This window comes from Clostridium sp. MF28 (assembly GCF_002969175.1).
GTDB classification, from domain to species: domain Bacteria; phylum Bacillota; class Clostridia; order Clostridiales; family Clostridiaceae; genus Clostridium; species Clostridium beijerinckii.
The window spans coordinates 3653243-3667753 of the sequence record NZ_CP014331.1 but is presented as its reverse complement, the minus strand read 5'-3'; the positions used below and the strand labels follow the sequence as shown (position 1 = coordinate 3667753).

General features: G+C 29.0%; 12 protein-coding genes, 2 tRNA genes and 1 other annotated feature (1 of these 15 running past the window's edge). Of the genes, 4 read left to right on the top strand and 10 right to left on the bottom strand.

Annotated elements, in window-relative coordinates; all coding sequences use genetic code 11:
• Positions 1-73: 73 nt before the first annotated feature.
• From adhE to AXY43_RS15970, 4 genes are all read right to left on the bottom strand, one after another.
• Positions 74-2668: a bifunctional acetaldehyde-CoA/alcohol dehydrogenase gene (gene adhE / locus AXY43_RS15985; protein ID WP_023976424.1), complete on the bottom strand. Its 2595-nt coding sequence runs from the start codon at positions 2666-2668 to the stop codon at positions 74-76.
• A 298-nt stretch (positions 2669-2966) separates the two neighbouring features.
• Positions 2967-3293, bottom strand: coding sequence for a DMT family transporter (locus AXY43_RS15980; RefSeq protein ID WP_069187767.1), 327 nt, complete (start codon positions 3291-3293; stop codon positions 2967-2969).
• An 8-nt stretch (positions 3294-3301) separates the two neighbouring features.
• Complete coding sequence (locus AXY43_RS15975) at positions 3302-3631, bottom strand: DUF5360 family protein (protein WP_242986172.1); 330 nt, start codon at positions 3629-3631, stop codon at positions 3302-3304.
• A gap of 179 nt (positions 3632-3810) precedes the next feature.
• A complete protein-coding gene (locus AXY43_RS15970) occupies positions 3811-4254 on the bottom strand; it encodes a MarR family transcriptional regulator (RefSeq protein ID WP_236887883.1) in 444 nt (147 codons plus the stop codon).
• Positions 4255-4457: 203 nt separating this feature from the next.
• Between AXY43_RS15970 and hydE the strand changes: the two genes are divergently transcribed.
• Positions 4458-5504, top strand: a complete 1047-nt coding sequence (gene hydE, locus AXY43_RS15965) for a [FeFe] hydrogenase H-cluster radical SAM maturase HydE (RefSeq protein WP_039772624.1) — start codon at positions 4458-4460, stop codon at positions 5502-5504.
• Positions 5505-5745: 241 nt separating this feature from the next.
• Here hydE and AXY43_RS15960 read toward each other — a convergent pair whose 3' ends face one another.
• Positions 5746-6501, bottom strand: coding sequence for a DUF3298 and DUF4163 domain-containing protein (locus AXY43_RS15960; RefSeq protein ID WP_023976425.1), 756 nt, complete (start codon positions 6499-6501; stop codon positions 5746-5748).
• A 406-nt stretch (positions 6502-6907) separates the two neighbouring features.
• Here AXY43_RS15960 and AXY43_RS15955 point away from each other — a divergent pair, with 406 nt between their 5' ends.
• A complete protein-coding gene (locus AXY43_RS15955; RefSeq protein WP_039772626.1) occupies positions 6908-7867 on the top strand; it encodes a polysaccharide deacetylase family protein in 960 nt (319 codons plus the stop codon).
• 15 nt (positions 7868-7882) lie between these two features.
• Here AXY43_RS15955 and AXY43_RS15950 read toward each other — a convergent pair whose 3' ends face one another.
• Positions 7883-8914, bottom strand: a complete 1032-nt coding sequence (locus tag AXY43_RS15950; RefSeq protein ID WP_039772628.1) for an anti-sigma factor domain-containing protein — start codon at positions 8912-8914, stop codon at positions 7883-7885.
• A gap of 381 nt (positions 8915-9295) precedes the next feature.
• Here AXY43_RS15950 and ispF point away from each other — a divergent pair, with 381 nt between their 5' ends.
• The gene (gene ispF / locus AXY43_RS15945; RefSeq protein ID WP_105411759.1) at positions 9296-9772 is read left to right on the top strand and encodes a 2-C-methyl-D-erythritol 2,4-cyclodiphosphate synthase; all 477 of its coding nucleotides are present in this window, start codon (positions 9296-9298) and stop codon (positions 9770-9772) included.
• Positions 9773-9875: 103 nt separating this feature from the next.
• Here the strand turns inward: ispF and AXY43_RS15940 are convergent, their stop codons facing one another.
• Positions 9876-10472 (bottom strand): hypothetical protein, encoded by a 597-nt coding sequence (locus tag AXY43_RS15940; RefSeq protein WP_023974744.1) that lies wholly within the window; start codon positions 10470-10472, stop codon positions 9876-9878.
• Positions 10473-10901: 429 nt separating this feature from the next.
• Here AXY43_RS15940 and AXY43_RS15935 point away from each other — a divergent pair, with 429 nt between their 5' ends.
• On the top strand, positions 10902-11306 hold the full coding sequence (locus tag AXY43_RS15935; RefSeq protein WP_011967645.1) for an HNH endonuclease: 405 nt from the start codon (positions 10902-10904) through the stop codon (positions 11304-11306).
• Positions 11307-11426: 120 nt separating this feature from the next.
• On the opposite strand, the gene AXY43_RS15930 is transcribed toward AXY43_RS15935, so the two are convergent.
• The 3 genes from AXY43_RS15930 to AXY43_RS15920 form a co-directional block, all read right to left on the bottom strand.
• Positions 11427-11501, bottom strand: a tRNA-Gly gene (locus AXY43_RS15930).
• Between the two features lie 4 nt (positions 11502-11505).
• Positions 11506-11590 (bottom strand) — tRNA-Leu (locus AXY43_RS15925).
• A gap of 90 nt (positions 11591-11680) precedes the next feature.
• On the bottom strand, positions 11681-14158 hold the full coding sequence (locus AXY43_RS15920; RefSeq protein ID WP_023974745.1) for a methyl-accepting chemotaxis protein: 2478 nt from the start codon (positions 14156-14158) through the stop codon (positions 11681-11683).
• Positions 14159-14362: 204 nt separating this feature from the next.
• Positions 14363-14511, top strand: a binding site (T-box leader); it runs 116 nt beyond the window's last position.

Genomic DNA, 14511 nt, shown 5'->3' with positions numbered 1-14511 from the left:
ACGAAAGAGCTGTATCAAGATTACTTGGTTGTCTTGATATAGCTCTTTTGTTTTTGTTTATTATTTATCGTTTTTATTTATTGCTGCCATTATACGATTTTATATACATCTCTTTAATTTCGCTCATTAAAGGATATCTTGGATTTGCACCTGTGCATTGATCATCAAACGCCTGCTCAACCATTTCATCCATTGAAGCATAGAACTTTTCTTCTGAAACTCCAAATTCTTTTATGCTCTTTGGTATTCCAACTTTGGCCTTTAAATCATCTATTGCTTTAATTAATAATTCAACCTTTTCTTCTTCTGTATTTCCTCCTAAATTTAAATAATCCGCAATTCTAGCATATCTCCATCCTGCATTTGGATATTTATATTGTGGGAACGCTGCTTGCTTTCTAGGTGCATCTGTTGCATTAAATCTGATTACTTCATCTATTAATAATGCATTTGCTATTCCGTGAGGTACATGATGGAATGCACCTAACTTATGAGCCATTGAGTGGCATATTCCTAAAAATGCATTGGCAAAAGCCATCCCTGCTACAGAAGACGCATGGGCCATCTTTTCTCTAGCTTTAATATTTGTAGTTCCTCCATTATATGCATGGGGTAAATATTTAAATGTTAACCTTATTGCTTCAAGTGCTAATCCGTTTGTATACTCAGATGCTAACACTGAAACATAGGCCTCAATTGCATGAACTAAAGCATCTATACCAGAGGCTGCTGTTAATCCTTTAGGCATGCTCATCATAAGTTCTGCATCTATTATAGCCATATTAGGAGTTAATGCATAATCTGCAAGTGGATACTTAACTCCTGTTTGTTGATCTGTTATAACTGCAAATGGAGTTACTTCTGATCCAGTTCCTGCTGATGTTGGAATTGCAACTAAAATTGCCTTTTCTCCCATTGGAGGGAACTCATATACTCTCTTTCTAATATCCATAAATCTCATTGCTAAGTCTTCAAATCTAACATCTGGATGCTCATACATTACCCACATAATTTTAGCTGCATCCATAGGCGACCCTCCACCTATAGCTATAATAACATCTGGATTAAAGTCTCTCATTGCATCTGCACCTAAATTTGCAGCCTTTAATGTTGGATCAGGTTCTACATCTGAAAATATCTTGTATTCTATATGATTTTCACTTAAAATATCTGTAATCTTATGCGTATAACCCAAATCAAATAATACTCTATCTGTTACTATGAATGCCCTTTTCTTCTTCATTGCGTTTAATTCTTCTAAAGCAATTGGAAGACATCCAAATTTAAAGTAGATTTTGTCTGGAACTCTGAACCAAAGCATATTTTCTCTCCTCTCAGCAATTCTTTTAACATTAATTAAATGCTTAGGGCCTACATTTTCCGATATTGAATTTCCCCCCCAAGATCCACAGCCAAGAGTCAATGATGGTGCTAACTTAAAGTTATATATATCCCCGATTGCACCCTGAGATGCAGGCATATTTATTAAAGTTCTAGCGGTCTTCATGGCTACTCCGAACTTCTCTATTCTGTCTACTGATTCCATTTGATTTGTATAAAGTATTGATGTATGACCGAATCCGCCTAATTCTATCATTCTGGAAGCTAATCTTAGCGCATCATCAAAAGTTTTAGCTTTATACATACCTAATATTGGTGACAATTTTTCATGTGAAAATGGTTCTTCTAATTCAGGTGATTCAACTTCACCTATTAATACTTTAGCAGCTTCTGATATCTCTACTCCAGCCATTTTTGCAATCTTGTAAGCTGACTGACCAACAATCTCTGAATTTAAAGATCCCTTTGAATCTAATATTATACTTCTGACCTTATCAATTTCTTCACCTCTAAGTATATAAGCTCCTCTTTCATCTAATTCCTTTAGAACCTCATCATATACTGATTCCATAGCTATTATGCTCTGTTCTGATGCACAAACTACCCCGTTATCAAAAGTCTTAGAAAGCAAAATCGAGTTTACAGCCATTTTTATATGAGCTGTATCATCAATTATAGCTGGAGTATTTCCTGCTCCAACTCCAATAGCTGGTTTTCCTGATGAATACGCAGCTCTAACCATTCCAGGACCACCTGTAGCTAGTATAATATCAGATTCTGCCATAACGTTTCTGGATAATTCTATTGATGGCTCATCTATCCATCCAATTATTCCTTTTGGTGCACCAGCTCTTTCTGCTGCTTCTAGAACTATTTTTGCGGCTGCTATTGTTGAATTCTTTGCCCTAGGATGTGGACTTATAATTATTCCGTTCCTTGTCTTTAATGCAATCAATGTTTTAAATATGGCTGTTGATGTTGGGTTTGTTGTTGGCACGATTGCAGCTATTACCCCTATAGGTTCAGCGATATGAGTTATTCCGAACATTTCATCTCTCTCTATAACTCCACAGGTCTTTGTATCTTTATATTGGTTATATATGTACTCAGCTGCGAAGTGATTTTTTATTACCTTATCTTCTACTATTCCCATTCCGCTTTCTTCTACTGCCATTTTAGCAAGAGTAATTCTCGCATCGTTCGCTGCCATGGCTGCTTGCCTAAATATTTCATCTACCTCTTCTTGAGAAAATTTTGCAAATTCTCTTTGGGCTTCCCTTATTTGCTCTATTCTTTTTGTCAATTCTTCTGGATTCGTAACTCTCATTTTCTACCTCCAACATTATCTTCTAAATTTTCATACTCAAGCTGCTTTTGTATAGCAATTTTACTTACTATAAACAAACTGTGTATAGTTTATCCTGAAAATAATATTTAATTTATCCCATCTCAAAAAAATTGCTAATGAATCTAATGAAAATATAAATTATATATTCATTTGCAATGAGAATAAAGCACATATTATTCTATTATTTTCCAAAAAACATAAAATAATAGACATGATAGAATAGATTATTCTTTTTCCTATTCTACATGCCTCTAACAAAACTTCTTTTATATTGATATTAATGTATTGTAGATGTTAAATTTAATCCTATGACTCCTATTATTATAAGTCCTATAAAAACTGTCTTCTGCAGATTAATCGATTCCTTAAAAAATATAATCCCGATAGCTGACAGCAATATTATCCCAATGCCTGACCAAGTTGCGTATGCAACTCCAATTTGTACTTTCTTTAAAGCTAATGTTAACATGCTTAAGCTTAATATATAAAAACCTAGCATAACAATTGCATATTTTATATTTGTAAAACCTTCTGATAACTTCATTGATATGGTTCCTGAAACTTCAAATATTATGGCAAAAATTAAATAAATCCAACTTATCATAATACACCTCACTCAATAGCATCCGTTAATAAACTTTTTATAAAGAATAATGGATATATCATTAAATACAAATTAAAAATCCACCACAATAAATCGAAATCATATCTCATAGTCCAGAAAGAAATGGCTTGAAGTCCTGAACAAAAAGTTAATACAAGCGAAATCAGACTAAATTTTTTCCATAATTCATTTGTAGTGTAATACATATACAAACTAATAAATCCTGTTAATGAAATTAATAAATCAAGCGGTAAGAATGACCAATTCCATGATACTAAAATAGGATTTTCGTAATCTTTAAATAGCAAGCTCTCTGGAATCAGATGGAATAAGGTAATAAACCAGTAAACTATAAAACCAATATCTGTGACTAAAAAAACTGCTTTAATATTTTCATTTTCACTTCTCCTATTTTGATATAAGATTCTAAATTCAGATTTTAATTTTCTTGCATATTAATTCAAACAATTTAATTAAATTCATTTAACTAAATTTCTAAAAAAATTTGTTTTTCCTATTATTCTTTACTTTTTAATACTTTAACAACCTTACTAAAAAGAATACTTAGCTCCTCTAATTTCTCCTCCGACGTAATTTCACTTATTAAATTAGCGAATTGCTTATAGATTGCATTGTCGCCTTCTATTATCTTTATCCCCTTCTTCGTAACTTTTAAATAATAAATTCTTCCATCTTCTTCTGATTTTACTTTTTCAACTAGTTCATTTTTTATTAATCTCTTAGCCAATGCAGATATTGCTGGTTTAGTCAGTTTTAATTTTTCTGCTATCTCTCCTAGATTTGGATTTTCCATATTATATATTGTTGTCAAATAATAATAGTCCGTTATGTTAAACTGCTTCTTTTCTTCAGTTGATAAAATTAAATTAATATTATTCATGGACTGCTGCCATAAATAATTTGCTATATATTCAAAATGTTTTTCAATCAAAATATTCATCTCCTAAAATAGTTCAATTCATTTAACTAATTCTATGGGTTTATATTAATTTATTTGTATACCTGATGTCAAGGGATATATTCAAAACATATGTTTCAATGTGAATGTCATATTTTACACAAACTACTATGTTGTTATGTTGTTAGATTGTATAGTATACTAATATCAGTTAGCTATTAATTTCTTTTAACTTAGGAGGAACTATGAATAAAATTATTGAAAAAGCTAAAATTACACATGAGTTAAATAAAGATGAAATACTTGAATTACTACAAAGCGATGATATAAATGAAGAACTATTTAAAGCCGCTGATGAAGTACGTCAAAAATACTTAGGGGATTATGTTCATTTAAGAGGGCTTATAGAATTTACAAATATCTGCAAAAGAAATTGCCTTTATTGTGGTTTACGTAGAGACAATAAAAATCTTGAAAGATATAGATTAACTGAAGAAGAAATTCTAGACTTTGCTAAAAAGGCTGTTAGCTATGGCTACAAAACACTTGTGCTTCAAGGTGGAGAAGATGATTATTTTACTAAAGAAAGAATGACAAACATAGTAAAAGAGATAAAGAAATTAAATGTCGCTTTAACCTTAAGTTTAGGTGAAAAAACTTATGAGGAATATAAAGCATTTAAAGAAGCTGGAGCTGATAGATATTTAATAAGAATTGAAACTACTGATAAGAAGCTCTATGAAGATATGGATCCTAACATGAGCTTCGAGGAAAGATTAAATTGTTTAAAGAATTTAAGAGACTTAGGATATGAAGTTGGAAGTGGTATTCTAGTTGGTCTACCAAATCAAACATTAGAATCTATAGCTAGTGATATACTTTTCTTTAAAGAAATTAATGCAGATATGATTGGTATAGGTCCATTTATACCAAATGAAGATACACCTTTAAAGGATGCTCAAGGTGGAAATCTTACTCTAGCATTAAAGGTTATGGCTTTAACCAGATTAATACTTCCTGATATAAATATTCCTGCAACAACCGCAATGGAATCTTTAACTCCAAACGGAAGAATAGTTGCACTTCAAAGCGGTGCTAATGTTGTAATGCCTAACGTTACTGAAGGTGAATATAGAAAGCTTTATGCATTATATCCAGGTAAAATATGTACAGGCGATACACCTGCACACTGCAGAGGATGCATAACTGGTAAGGTAACTGGAATAGGCAGAATAATTTCAGATGGTTATGGATTTAGAGGAAATCAAAACACTAGTGCCTATAATAATTAAAAAAATATTAGTAACAATAAGTTAAATCATAGTATTAAGTAGAATATACCATACAGGATAGATAATATAATCCTATATGGTATATTTTTATGAATTGCTATGATTTAACTTCTATTTATATTTCTTTTATTTAAATTTGTTCTATTATTTATTACTATCTATTTTAAGTCTATAAGTTAAAGTTGATCATGAGATGTCAATTAGCTTATTATTTAATGACCTATCTAATTAAAATTATTATCTACTTCTTGCTTCCCGAATCCCAATTTTTATAATAAACAAAATCCTTATCAAATAGTTTTAGAGGAATTTTAAATTCAGGGATTCCAAATACATATGGCGCTATATCATACAGCTGGTAGTATATTACTAGGTTATCGTCTCTTATATAAAAACTTTGATTTTCACTAATGCCCTTAAATACATTACCTGAATCAAAATAATTTTCTGGATTCTCTTTTATTTGATTTTCTATTTCTTTATTTATTATGTCAGAATAATTATATCCTTCACTGAATAATTCCTTTAAAGTTAGCAGCGCTTCTTTCTTCTTATCTATTGTATATGAAGTCCTTGTTGTCATACCATGAGCTCCACCAAGAAACTCATAATAGTCATTATATAAGCTAAGAATTTGATTATTATCTGCTGAGGTTGTGTATCTTGAATAAATTTCATATGGAAATCTTGGGGTTTCTTGTCCCTTTTCTCCGAAGTATTCTTTCGCCGTTTTTTCGGACTCCTCAGCTCTTGGCAAAATATCTTGATTAATTACATTATTTATCAAATTTATTCTTTTTTCATCATTTCCACCTACTAATTGAGGCATATTTATGTCTAATTTTAAGTAATTTAGATTTTTAGTTATAGATTTATCCACAATTTTAATTTTGCTTTCACTTTGCATTTTATTAGTTATAAACATTTCCTGTGGACAAGCAGTGGATAACATTGAACTTACTATTAATAGCCCCGTTATATTAGCTATAATACCCATTTTAGCGCCTCCCTGATTTATGCATTTTGCGACATAATATATTTTATATCCACAAAACCAACATGTAAAATTATGTATGTTAACAGCTTTATAACATTTTATCCACAAGCGAATGTGGATAATGTTAGTAAGTTGTACTATTTTTATATTATGCTACTTTTTTCAATAAGTTATTCCGCTAAAACTCTATAAAAATAAATTTTTTATATAATATCTTTCAATAATAAATTTACATTTGCCCCCCTGGTAATCTAAGGGCTCAATTAAGGCTGAGATTTAGAATTTTAATTAGAATATATATCACAAATGACTTATATTAGGTCTTGTAGTTTTTCTTTAAGTTTAGGGTATAATTATAAAAGAAAATTATATTTGTTTTAATTGCAAGGAGGTGAATAATAACAACATGTTAAAAGGAACTTTACCACCAAGGAACATTTCTTACAAAAGACTTTTCAAAAATAAAACTTCCTTAAGTATTTTGGTATTCAGCTTATTGTTTGTAATGTTTTCTATTTACCTAACAACACACAATATATCTTATAAAAATTCTATAGCTTCTAATCATGGTTCTGATAATACAAGTATTGATGAAAATCATGTTGGATCTGAAAATATATTAAAAAAAGATCCTTCCAATGTAGACAAAAGTACACTTCAAAATGAAAGATCTTTTAATAATTCAAATTTAATTACTGACAATAGAGGAGTTCCCGTATTATATTACCATTCAGTGAGAGAACCGGCTGAGAATGAGGTTACAATAACTCCAGAAAATCTTCGGATACAGCTTGAGTACATAAAAAATCAAGGTTATACAACATTAACTTTAGATGAACTAAAAAACTACTTATTAAACAATTCCCCAATTCCTGAGAAGAGCATAGTTATCACTTTTGATGATGGCTATATGGATAATTACTACAATGCTTTTCCAATTTTGAAAAATCTAAATATGGTAGCAACAATATTTTGCATAACATCAGATCTAGATGGTTCCTATTATTTATCAAAAGAGGCTATAAAAGAAATGTCTGATTACGGAATAGATATAGAAAGTCATACTGTTAGTCATCCCAAACTTAATCAGCTTCCATATGATAAGCAATTAAATGAATTGAAGGAATCAAAAGAAACTTTGGAATCAATAACAGGAAAAAAAGTTGAAGCTGTTGCCTATCCATTTGGAGATTTTAATGATGATAGTATTATCGCCGCTAAAAATTCAGGCTATACGTTAGCATTTACTACTAAGAGAGGACTCTCCGATAGAGATGATAATATTCTTAAACTTGATAGAATTTATATTAGCTCAAAATATGATATGAATACTTTTAAGGAAGTTTTAGCACAAACTAAAAAATAACTCTTAAATAAAGAGTTATTTTTTTTCTTCCTTGCTATCTTCAGTTGAGTATTTGGGTAATTTTTGTTGATTTCCTGCATTATTTATAGCTATAGGTATATTGTGTTCGTATATAAATTTATTTGTTTTAGTAAGCTCTCCATATTTTAAAGCTTGTCCATTAATTGTTATTAATGTTTTCCTACTTAAATCTAACATTTCATTATCCAATGCGTATTCAAATATCTCCGATATAGCATCATCAACATCCTTGTTCAAAACATCAATATTTCCTATAAGTTCTTTTCCTTTATCTGTAGGCGAATAGGCATATATAACTTTGTGAAACTTATTAATATGAATCTTTATATTAGAAGTTGTTTCTATCACTATTATGCTTTGTGTTGTCCTATATTCAATAGTTATACCACTACCAATCAATATTAATATAAATAGTAATATTGATATATGTATTTTGTACCCCCTAATCCCTTTCTTTTCTTTTCCTTCACATACATCTCCAACCTTTGATCTATTAGAAGTCTTTATCTTTAAAAATTCTCCTTTTGAAGTTAATATATATGCTGAATTTTTAAAGGCTTTTATTACTATCCCTTTATATAGCTGTTGATTTTTACTTGAAATGCTTACAACTTTATTATCTTCTTTTAATTTTATTCTTAGATAATCTTGAATAAATTTATAATTTGAATTAGTTATTATAATGCAATAAGCTATTATGTAGTCCCTAAGTTTATTTATAATCTCAGATTTTATCCTAGTTAACTTACTTATTTTAGCTATCGGTAAAACTCTTTTTTCATTGATTATTCTTAGTAAATCCTCATCACTAGCTATATAATAAGCTATATTTAAAGCTATATTTCTGTCAGCTTCTTTAATCGGAAAGTTTACTAAATCTTTAAGTAAAACATTATATGAGCTTAATTCATTTATAAATAAAGATATCTGTTTTTTTCTAATATCCTCTGCAGTATCTCCTATTAGGAACATTGACGGCATAGATGAAAATACATATTTGTCTTTACTAAAGCCCAAATTTTCCATAAAATTAACACCTCTTTAAAATATTAACCCTTTGTATAAGTTCTTCATACTATGATATTATAGCATATAAAGCTATTTATCTATAAAATTTTCTTTATCTAAATTTAATTTAAAAGCAATATTTTGGAGATTATTAATGAGAGGAAAAATTATATATGTAGATTTTGTAAAAAGACGTAGAACAACCTTTATACATTTTCATATAAATAGATTTATTTCTTGGTTTAACATTAAATTTTATATTAAACCCAAAACAAGCTCTTTGAACAACATGTCAACAAATAAACGTAGACGTATTTTAAATTAGTATAATTATTTATATAAAAAGCCTCATAATATGTTAAAATAGTAAAATAATAAAACACATAATGAGGTGATTATATGAGAATTGGATTAGGATATGATGTTCATAGATTAGTTGAAAATAGAAAATTAATTTTAGGTGGAGTAGAAATTCCATATGAGAAGGGGCTGCTAGGTCATTCCGATGCGGATGTTCTTATCCACGCTATAATAGACTCTTTATTGGGCGCTTGTGCTCTTGGCGATATAGGCAAACATTTCCCTGATACAGATAGTAGATTTAGTGGAATATCTAGTATCATACTTCTTGAAGAAACAGGTAAATTGCTTCTTAAGTCCGGCTATGCCATCAACAACATAGACGCTACAATAATAGCTCAAAAACCAAAAATGCTGCCTCATATTGAGAATATTAGAAAGAACATTTCAATTGCTCTGAATATAGATATTAATAAAATAAATATTAAGGCTACTACTGAAGAAGGCCTTGGCTTTACTGGTGAGATGCTTGGAATTTCTTCTCAAAGTATCTCTTCTGTTGAAAGTATAATTTAAAAATATACTATTCAAAGTTTATAGTGCTTTATAATTAAAAGGGAGCTATAATTAGCAGATTCTAATCTGCTAATTATAGCTCCTTAAATTATATATTAATCTTTTAAAATACTTCGCTTAATTTTTTTAGTAGAATCTCTCTGAATACTTCTCCTTTATTAGGATCACTTATTGCATTTTTGCAGATATCTTCCCACTCATCAATAGACATTCCTATTCTATTTTCTAATTCTTCTTTTGTATTTGTTAATAACGAAGATGAAATTACAAATTCTCCAAGTTCCTCTGGAGTCTTGAAAATTTTTATATATAAAAATTCTGTGTTATCCCCCATCCACTTCTTATTAAACTCTGCTGGGAATTTATCTAATCTAGCTTGAGCCTTTTCAGATGGAATATTCCATAAGCTACTTAAGAAATCATAGTCTCTCCTCATATTACTTGCAACTTCTTTGTCTATTTTCTTTAGTTTTTCTCCCTCACGAATGATCTTATCAACAGTTAAATGTGGAATCCTAGTAATTAATTTTTCTTTTCCATATATCCACTTATAAAAAGCTTCCTGCAAGAACGAATATTGAAGATAACCAATCAAACACTTTCTATTAGGGAAATATCCCCATATATTATTTATACCATTATTGTTTCCAAATATAAGGGTATGAAAATAAATACTTCTTTCTGTTGGTGGTTTCTGCATAAACATATGTCCTCTTATTGTCTTGTTCCTACTGATAACGTTTTCCCAATAATTAAATGAATTATAAACTTCCCACACTTTACTCACCTTCCCAACTAATATTTTATAAAATATATTATTAATAGTTATCTTTTGTTCTCTAATTATATTATAACTCATTTATCTCATAATTGTTTATTCTTGGATAAATTTGTTTAATATATACATATTAATATATTATCCCCATTTTATTATTTTATTACAAAATTTTAGACTTTTATTATAGATATTCAAATTGATATTTCTTATTTATTACTTTATAATATTAAATGTCAAGTTATTTACAGTTATCATATTATTATATTAAGAATTCTATTATTTTTTTAATTTAAATAAACTTTAACAATTAATATATTTTTATATAGGGTAGATTCTAAGGAGGATTAAAAATTGTCTTTATGTGAAATATGTAATGCCGAAGCTGATATACATCATATTGTTCACAGAAGTGAAGGTGGCTTTGATATAGAACTAAATTATAAATATTTATGTCCTTCCCATCATAGAGGAAAATATGGTCCCCACCAATCCAAAGAAGTTGATTATAGATATAAGTTAGATCTTCAAAATAAACTATACGATATGCTAAAAAAAGATTATTATTCTTTTAAGGAGCTAGCATTAGAATTAAATATACCTAGAAACACTCTTAAAAGAATTACAAGAAACTTAAAGCTTTATAAAGAAGGTTATAAAAAATCAGAAGTAATATTTAAAATAATGGGTGAAAAATTTTACTCTGAAGAAATGATTGTTAACTTAACTTTAGACAAATTGATTGAAGACAATTATTAACTTATTATGTTATATAATTAAATTTATCTTAGTAACCATGTGTAAATTAAAATAACAAATATCTAAAACAAAAATTTGTTTTAGATATTTGTTATTTTAATTTAATCTTTATATTCTTACTGGAGCGGAAAACGGGGCTCGAACCCGCAACGTCCACCTTGGGAAGGTGACACTCTACCATTGAGTCATTCCCGCTTATTGGTGCAGATGAAGGGAGTCGAACCCTTACACCAAAAGGCGCTAGATCCTAAGTCTAGTGCGTCTGCCAATTCCGCCACATCTGCCTACCAATATTATACATCTATTCAATATATTAAATCAATATTAAATTTTATACATTTGTTATGATTTTTTAGATATATTTATATAACAAACTATGATATATTATATCTTCCTAAATCATCCTCCGGGCATTCTCCTTCATCTTTTTGCTTAATATATTCTTTAATTTCTGTTATCTTAGAGCATCCCCATCCAAAATCTTTAGTTGATGTATCTACTTCCAACTTTTCCAGCGGAGACACACTTAAATCAACAAAGTGTTCTGCCAGTGATAAATCCAGATCACTTGTCTCATAATTACTAAATTCCAAATTAATTTCTTCCTCCGGTAACATTGATAATTCCTTTAATTCTTTTTCCAAATCAAGATCTAGATTTCTTTCATATTGATTAATATCTCTTGAGTCTTCAAACTTATTTAATAAATTCGTTTTTTCTAAACTCTTATTCTTAGTGTCTAACTCTCCTCCCCCACTGGAATATGATTTTTCTTCATATTGATTATTTGCTTTTGAATTTTGTTCAGATATGTCGGTATCTTTTGTTAAATCCTCTTCTTTGATTTTAAATTGATTAACTTTTTGAAGCAAATCATCTGCTCTATCTAGTAAAATATCAGAACTACTGTTAACTTTCTCTGCAAGTCGTGCAAGCTGCACTGATGAATTAGTTACTTGCTCCAAGGAATTTGATGTCTCTGTTATTTCTCCTGATAACTCATATACAGTTTCAACAATTAAATCTTTGCTGTGATTAATATTATTAAACACACTATCTATATTAGATACTTTAGGTGCTATTTCTTTAACTAGAAGTGCTATTTCTGAAAATGAACTTGATGCATTATAAATCATTTCCTTCTGCTCATGCAACTCACTCTCCATATTTTTAGACTCTTCTACAAGTTTATTTATTATATTTATAAGCCTATTTATTATCTTATAAATATTCTGTGCAGACTCCTTACTTTTATCTGAAAGCTTTTTCACTTCTAATGCTATTACGCTAAACCCTCGTCCTGCATCACCTGCACTAGCTGCTTCAATAGCTGCATTAAGTGCTAGAAGATTTATTTGTTCAGATATTCCATTGATAATATTCGTAATTCCATTAACATTTTTCATATCGCCTTGTATATACTCTATGCTGATTAAAAACTTTTCAAAACTATCATTAACACTTATAATTCCACCATTTAATTCTTCTATGTCTTTAGTTCCTTTTAAAGATTTATCATTTATTATTGCAATATCTTCATTAATTGAATGAACATTATTCTTAACTTCAGTTATATTTTCACCAAAGTTTTCAAGCTTAGTGCTTATCTGTACAAAGTCATGGCTTTGTTTATTAGTATTATTAGAAACCTCTCCTATGGATGCTGATATTTCCTCTGTAAGAATTGATAGTTCTTCTGCAATTTGATTTAATGATACAGAGCCTTCTCTAACTATATTTGAATCCTCTCTTACTGCCTCTATCATTTTCCCTACTGACTCTTTAGCTTGGCTTACACTTAAGCATATTTCACTTATTTCATCATTACCTTTAGTATATTTATTATCAACTTTAGTATAAAAATCACCTTTAGCAATACTATCTACATAATACTTCGCCCCAAGTAACCTGTTTACAAATATAATTGTAAAGCCTATTATAATAGTTAATATTAGTAGCGTCATAATAACAGTCACTATAATATCAATAAAAGCTAAACTGTTTAATGCACTTAGTAGATCTTTTTCTTCTACTGTGATTCCTATGGCAAGACCTGTTTTCCCTATCGGGCTATATGATATATATCTTTCTTTACCCTCATAAGTATATTTTCCTGTTCCAGATTGGGTCCCAATTGTCATACTTTTTCCTATGTTATTTAGATCTTGTAAATTTTCTTTATCAGAGGTCATATTGGTTATATTTTTATTCTCATTTACCAAGCTCTCATCTTCTGAAACTATAAAATTACCATTACTATCTACAATTAATAAATTTCCCGTTTTCAAAAAATTAGTTTCTTTGTTTAAAGAAGCGAAATCTTTACAATCTTTTATTGAGGTAATAATTCCTATAATACTATTTGAAGAATCCTTGATAGGTACTGAATATGATATGACTTTTTTCTTTGTGACTGGATCTATATATGGATTGGTTATTGAATTTTCACCATTTATTGATTTCATAAAACTTTGTGTTGTCTTTATTGATTTCTTATTTCCTAAAGTATCTATTGAATTTCCATCTTTATCACTTATGCTCATTTCTAATTGTCCAACTGTTTTTAATGCTGGTTTAAGTATTTGAATTTTTTCTTCTATTTGCACATTCTTATCCGTTATTATCGGATTGCTTGCAATTACTTCAAGGTTCCTAATCTCACTTTTTATTTGATCATCTGCTCGTGATGCAGCAGTTTTCGTCATCTCTTCCATTACATTTAAGTTGCTCTCTTTTAATGACTTACTTGCAAATCTATATCCTATTCCCGACAAAGCTATAAATGCAATTAATAACATTGGTATTAGGAACATAATAATTTTAACTTTTATACTTTTAATACTTCTATTCATCTTTACCTCCTGAAAAAAATACTAAATACAACCTAATATACATAAATTTTATTTGATTTTAATAAATTCTAGGTTAAAGCCTTATTATAATTTTGTTAAAATATCCAATATATTCTGAGATTCTTAATATCTTTTGTATTTTTTTTGTTAATTAGTTGACATCTAAAAATCATGTGCTTATAATTAAGAATATTAATATAATAAATAAACACGTTGATGAGGACAGTAAGCTAAAATCTTATTTTTCAGAGAGAGAATATGTTGGTGCGATTATTCTTATATAAATTTAGACTGAAAACCACCTCTGAGTGGCCCTAATAAAGCCCGTAATTATCACGTTACGATAAATTTAA

Coding starts and splice junctions, on each gene's coding strand:
- adhE (WP_023976424.1), bottom strand. CDS start 2,668: ATGAGAGTTACGAATCCAGAAGAATTGACAAAAAGAATAGAGCAAATA.
- AXY43_RS15980 (WP_069187767.1), bottom strand. CDS start 3,293: ATGATAAGTTGGATTTATTTAATTTTTGCCATAATATTTGAAGTTTCA.
- AXY43_RS15970 (WP_236887883.1), bottom strand. CDS start 4,254: ATGAATATTTTGATTGAAAAACATTTTGAATATATAGCAAATTATTTA.
- hydE (WP_039772624.1), top strand. CDS start 4,458: ATGAATAAAATTATTGAAAAAGCTAAAATTACACATGAGTTAAATAAA.
- AXY43_RS15960 (WP_023976425.1), bottom strand. CDS start 6,501: ATGGGTATTATAGCTAATATAACGGGGCTATTAATAGTAAGTTCAATG.
- AXY43_RS15955 (WP_039772626.1), top strand. CDS start 6,908: ATGTTAAAAGGAACTTTACCACCAAGGAACATTTCTTACAAAAGACTT.
- AXY43_RS15950 (WP_039772628.1), bottom strand. CDS start 8,914: ATGGAAAATTTGGGCTTTAGTAAAGACAAATATGTATTTTCATCTATG.
- ispF (WP_105411759.1), top strand. CDS start 9,296: ATGAGAATTGGATTAGGATATGATGTTCATAGATTAGTTGAAAATAGA.
- AXY43_RS15940 (WP_023974744.1), bottom strand. CDS start 10,472: ATGCAGAAACCACCAACAGAAAGAAGTATTTATTTTCATACCCTTATA.
- AXY43_RS15920 (WP_023974745.1), bottom strand. CDS start 14,158: ATGAATAGAAGTATTAAAAGTATAAAAGTTAAAATTATTATGTTCCTA.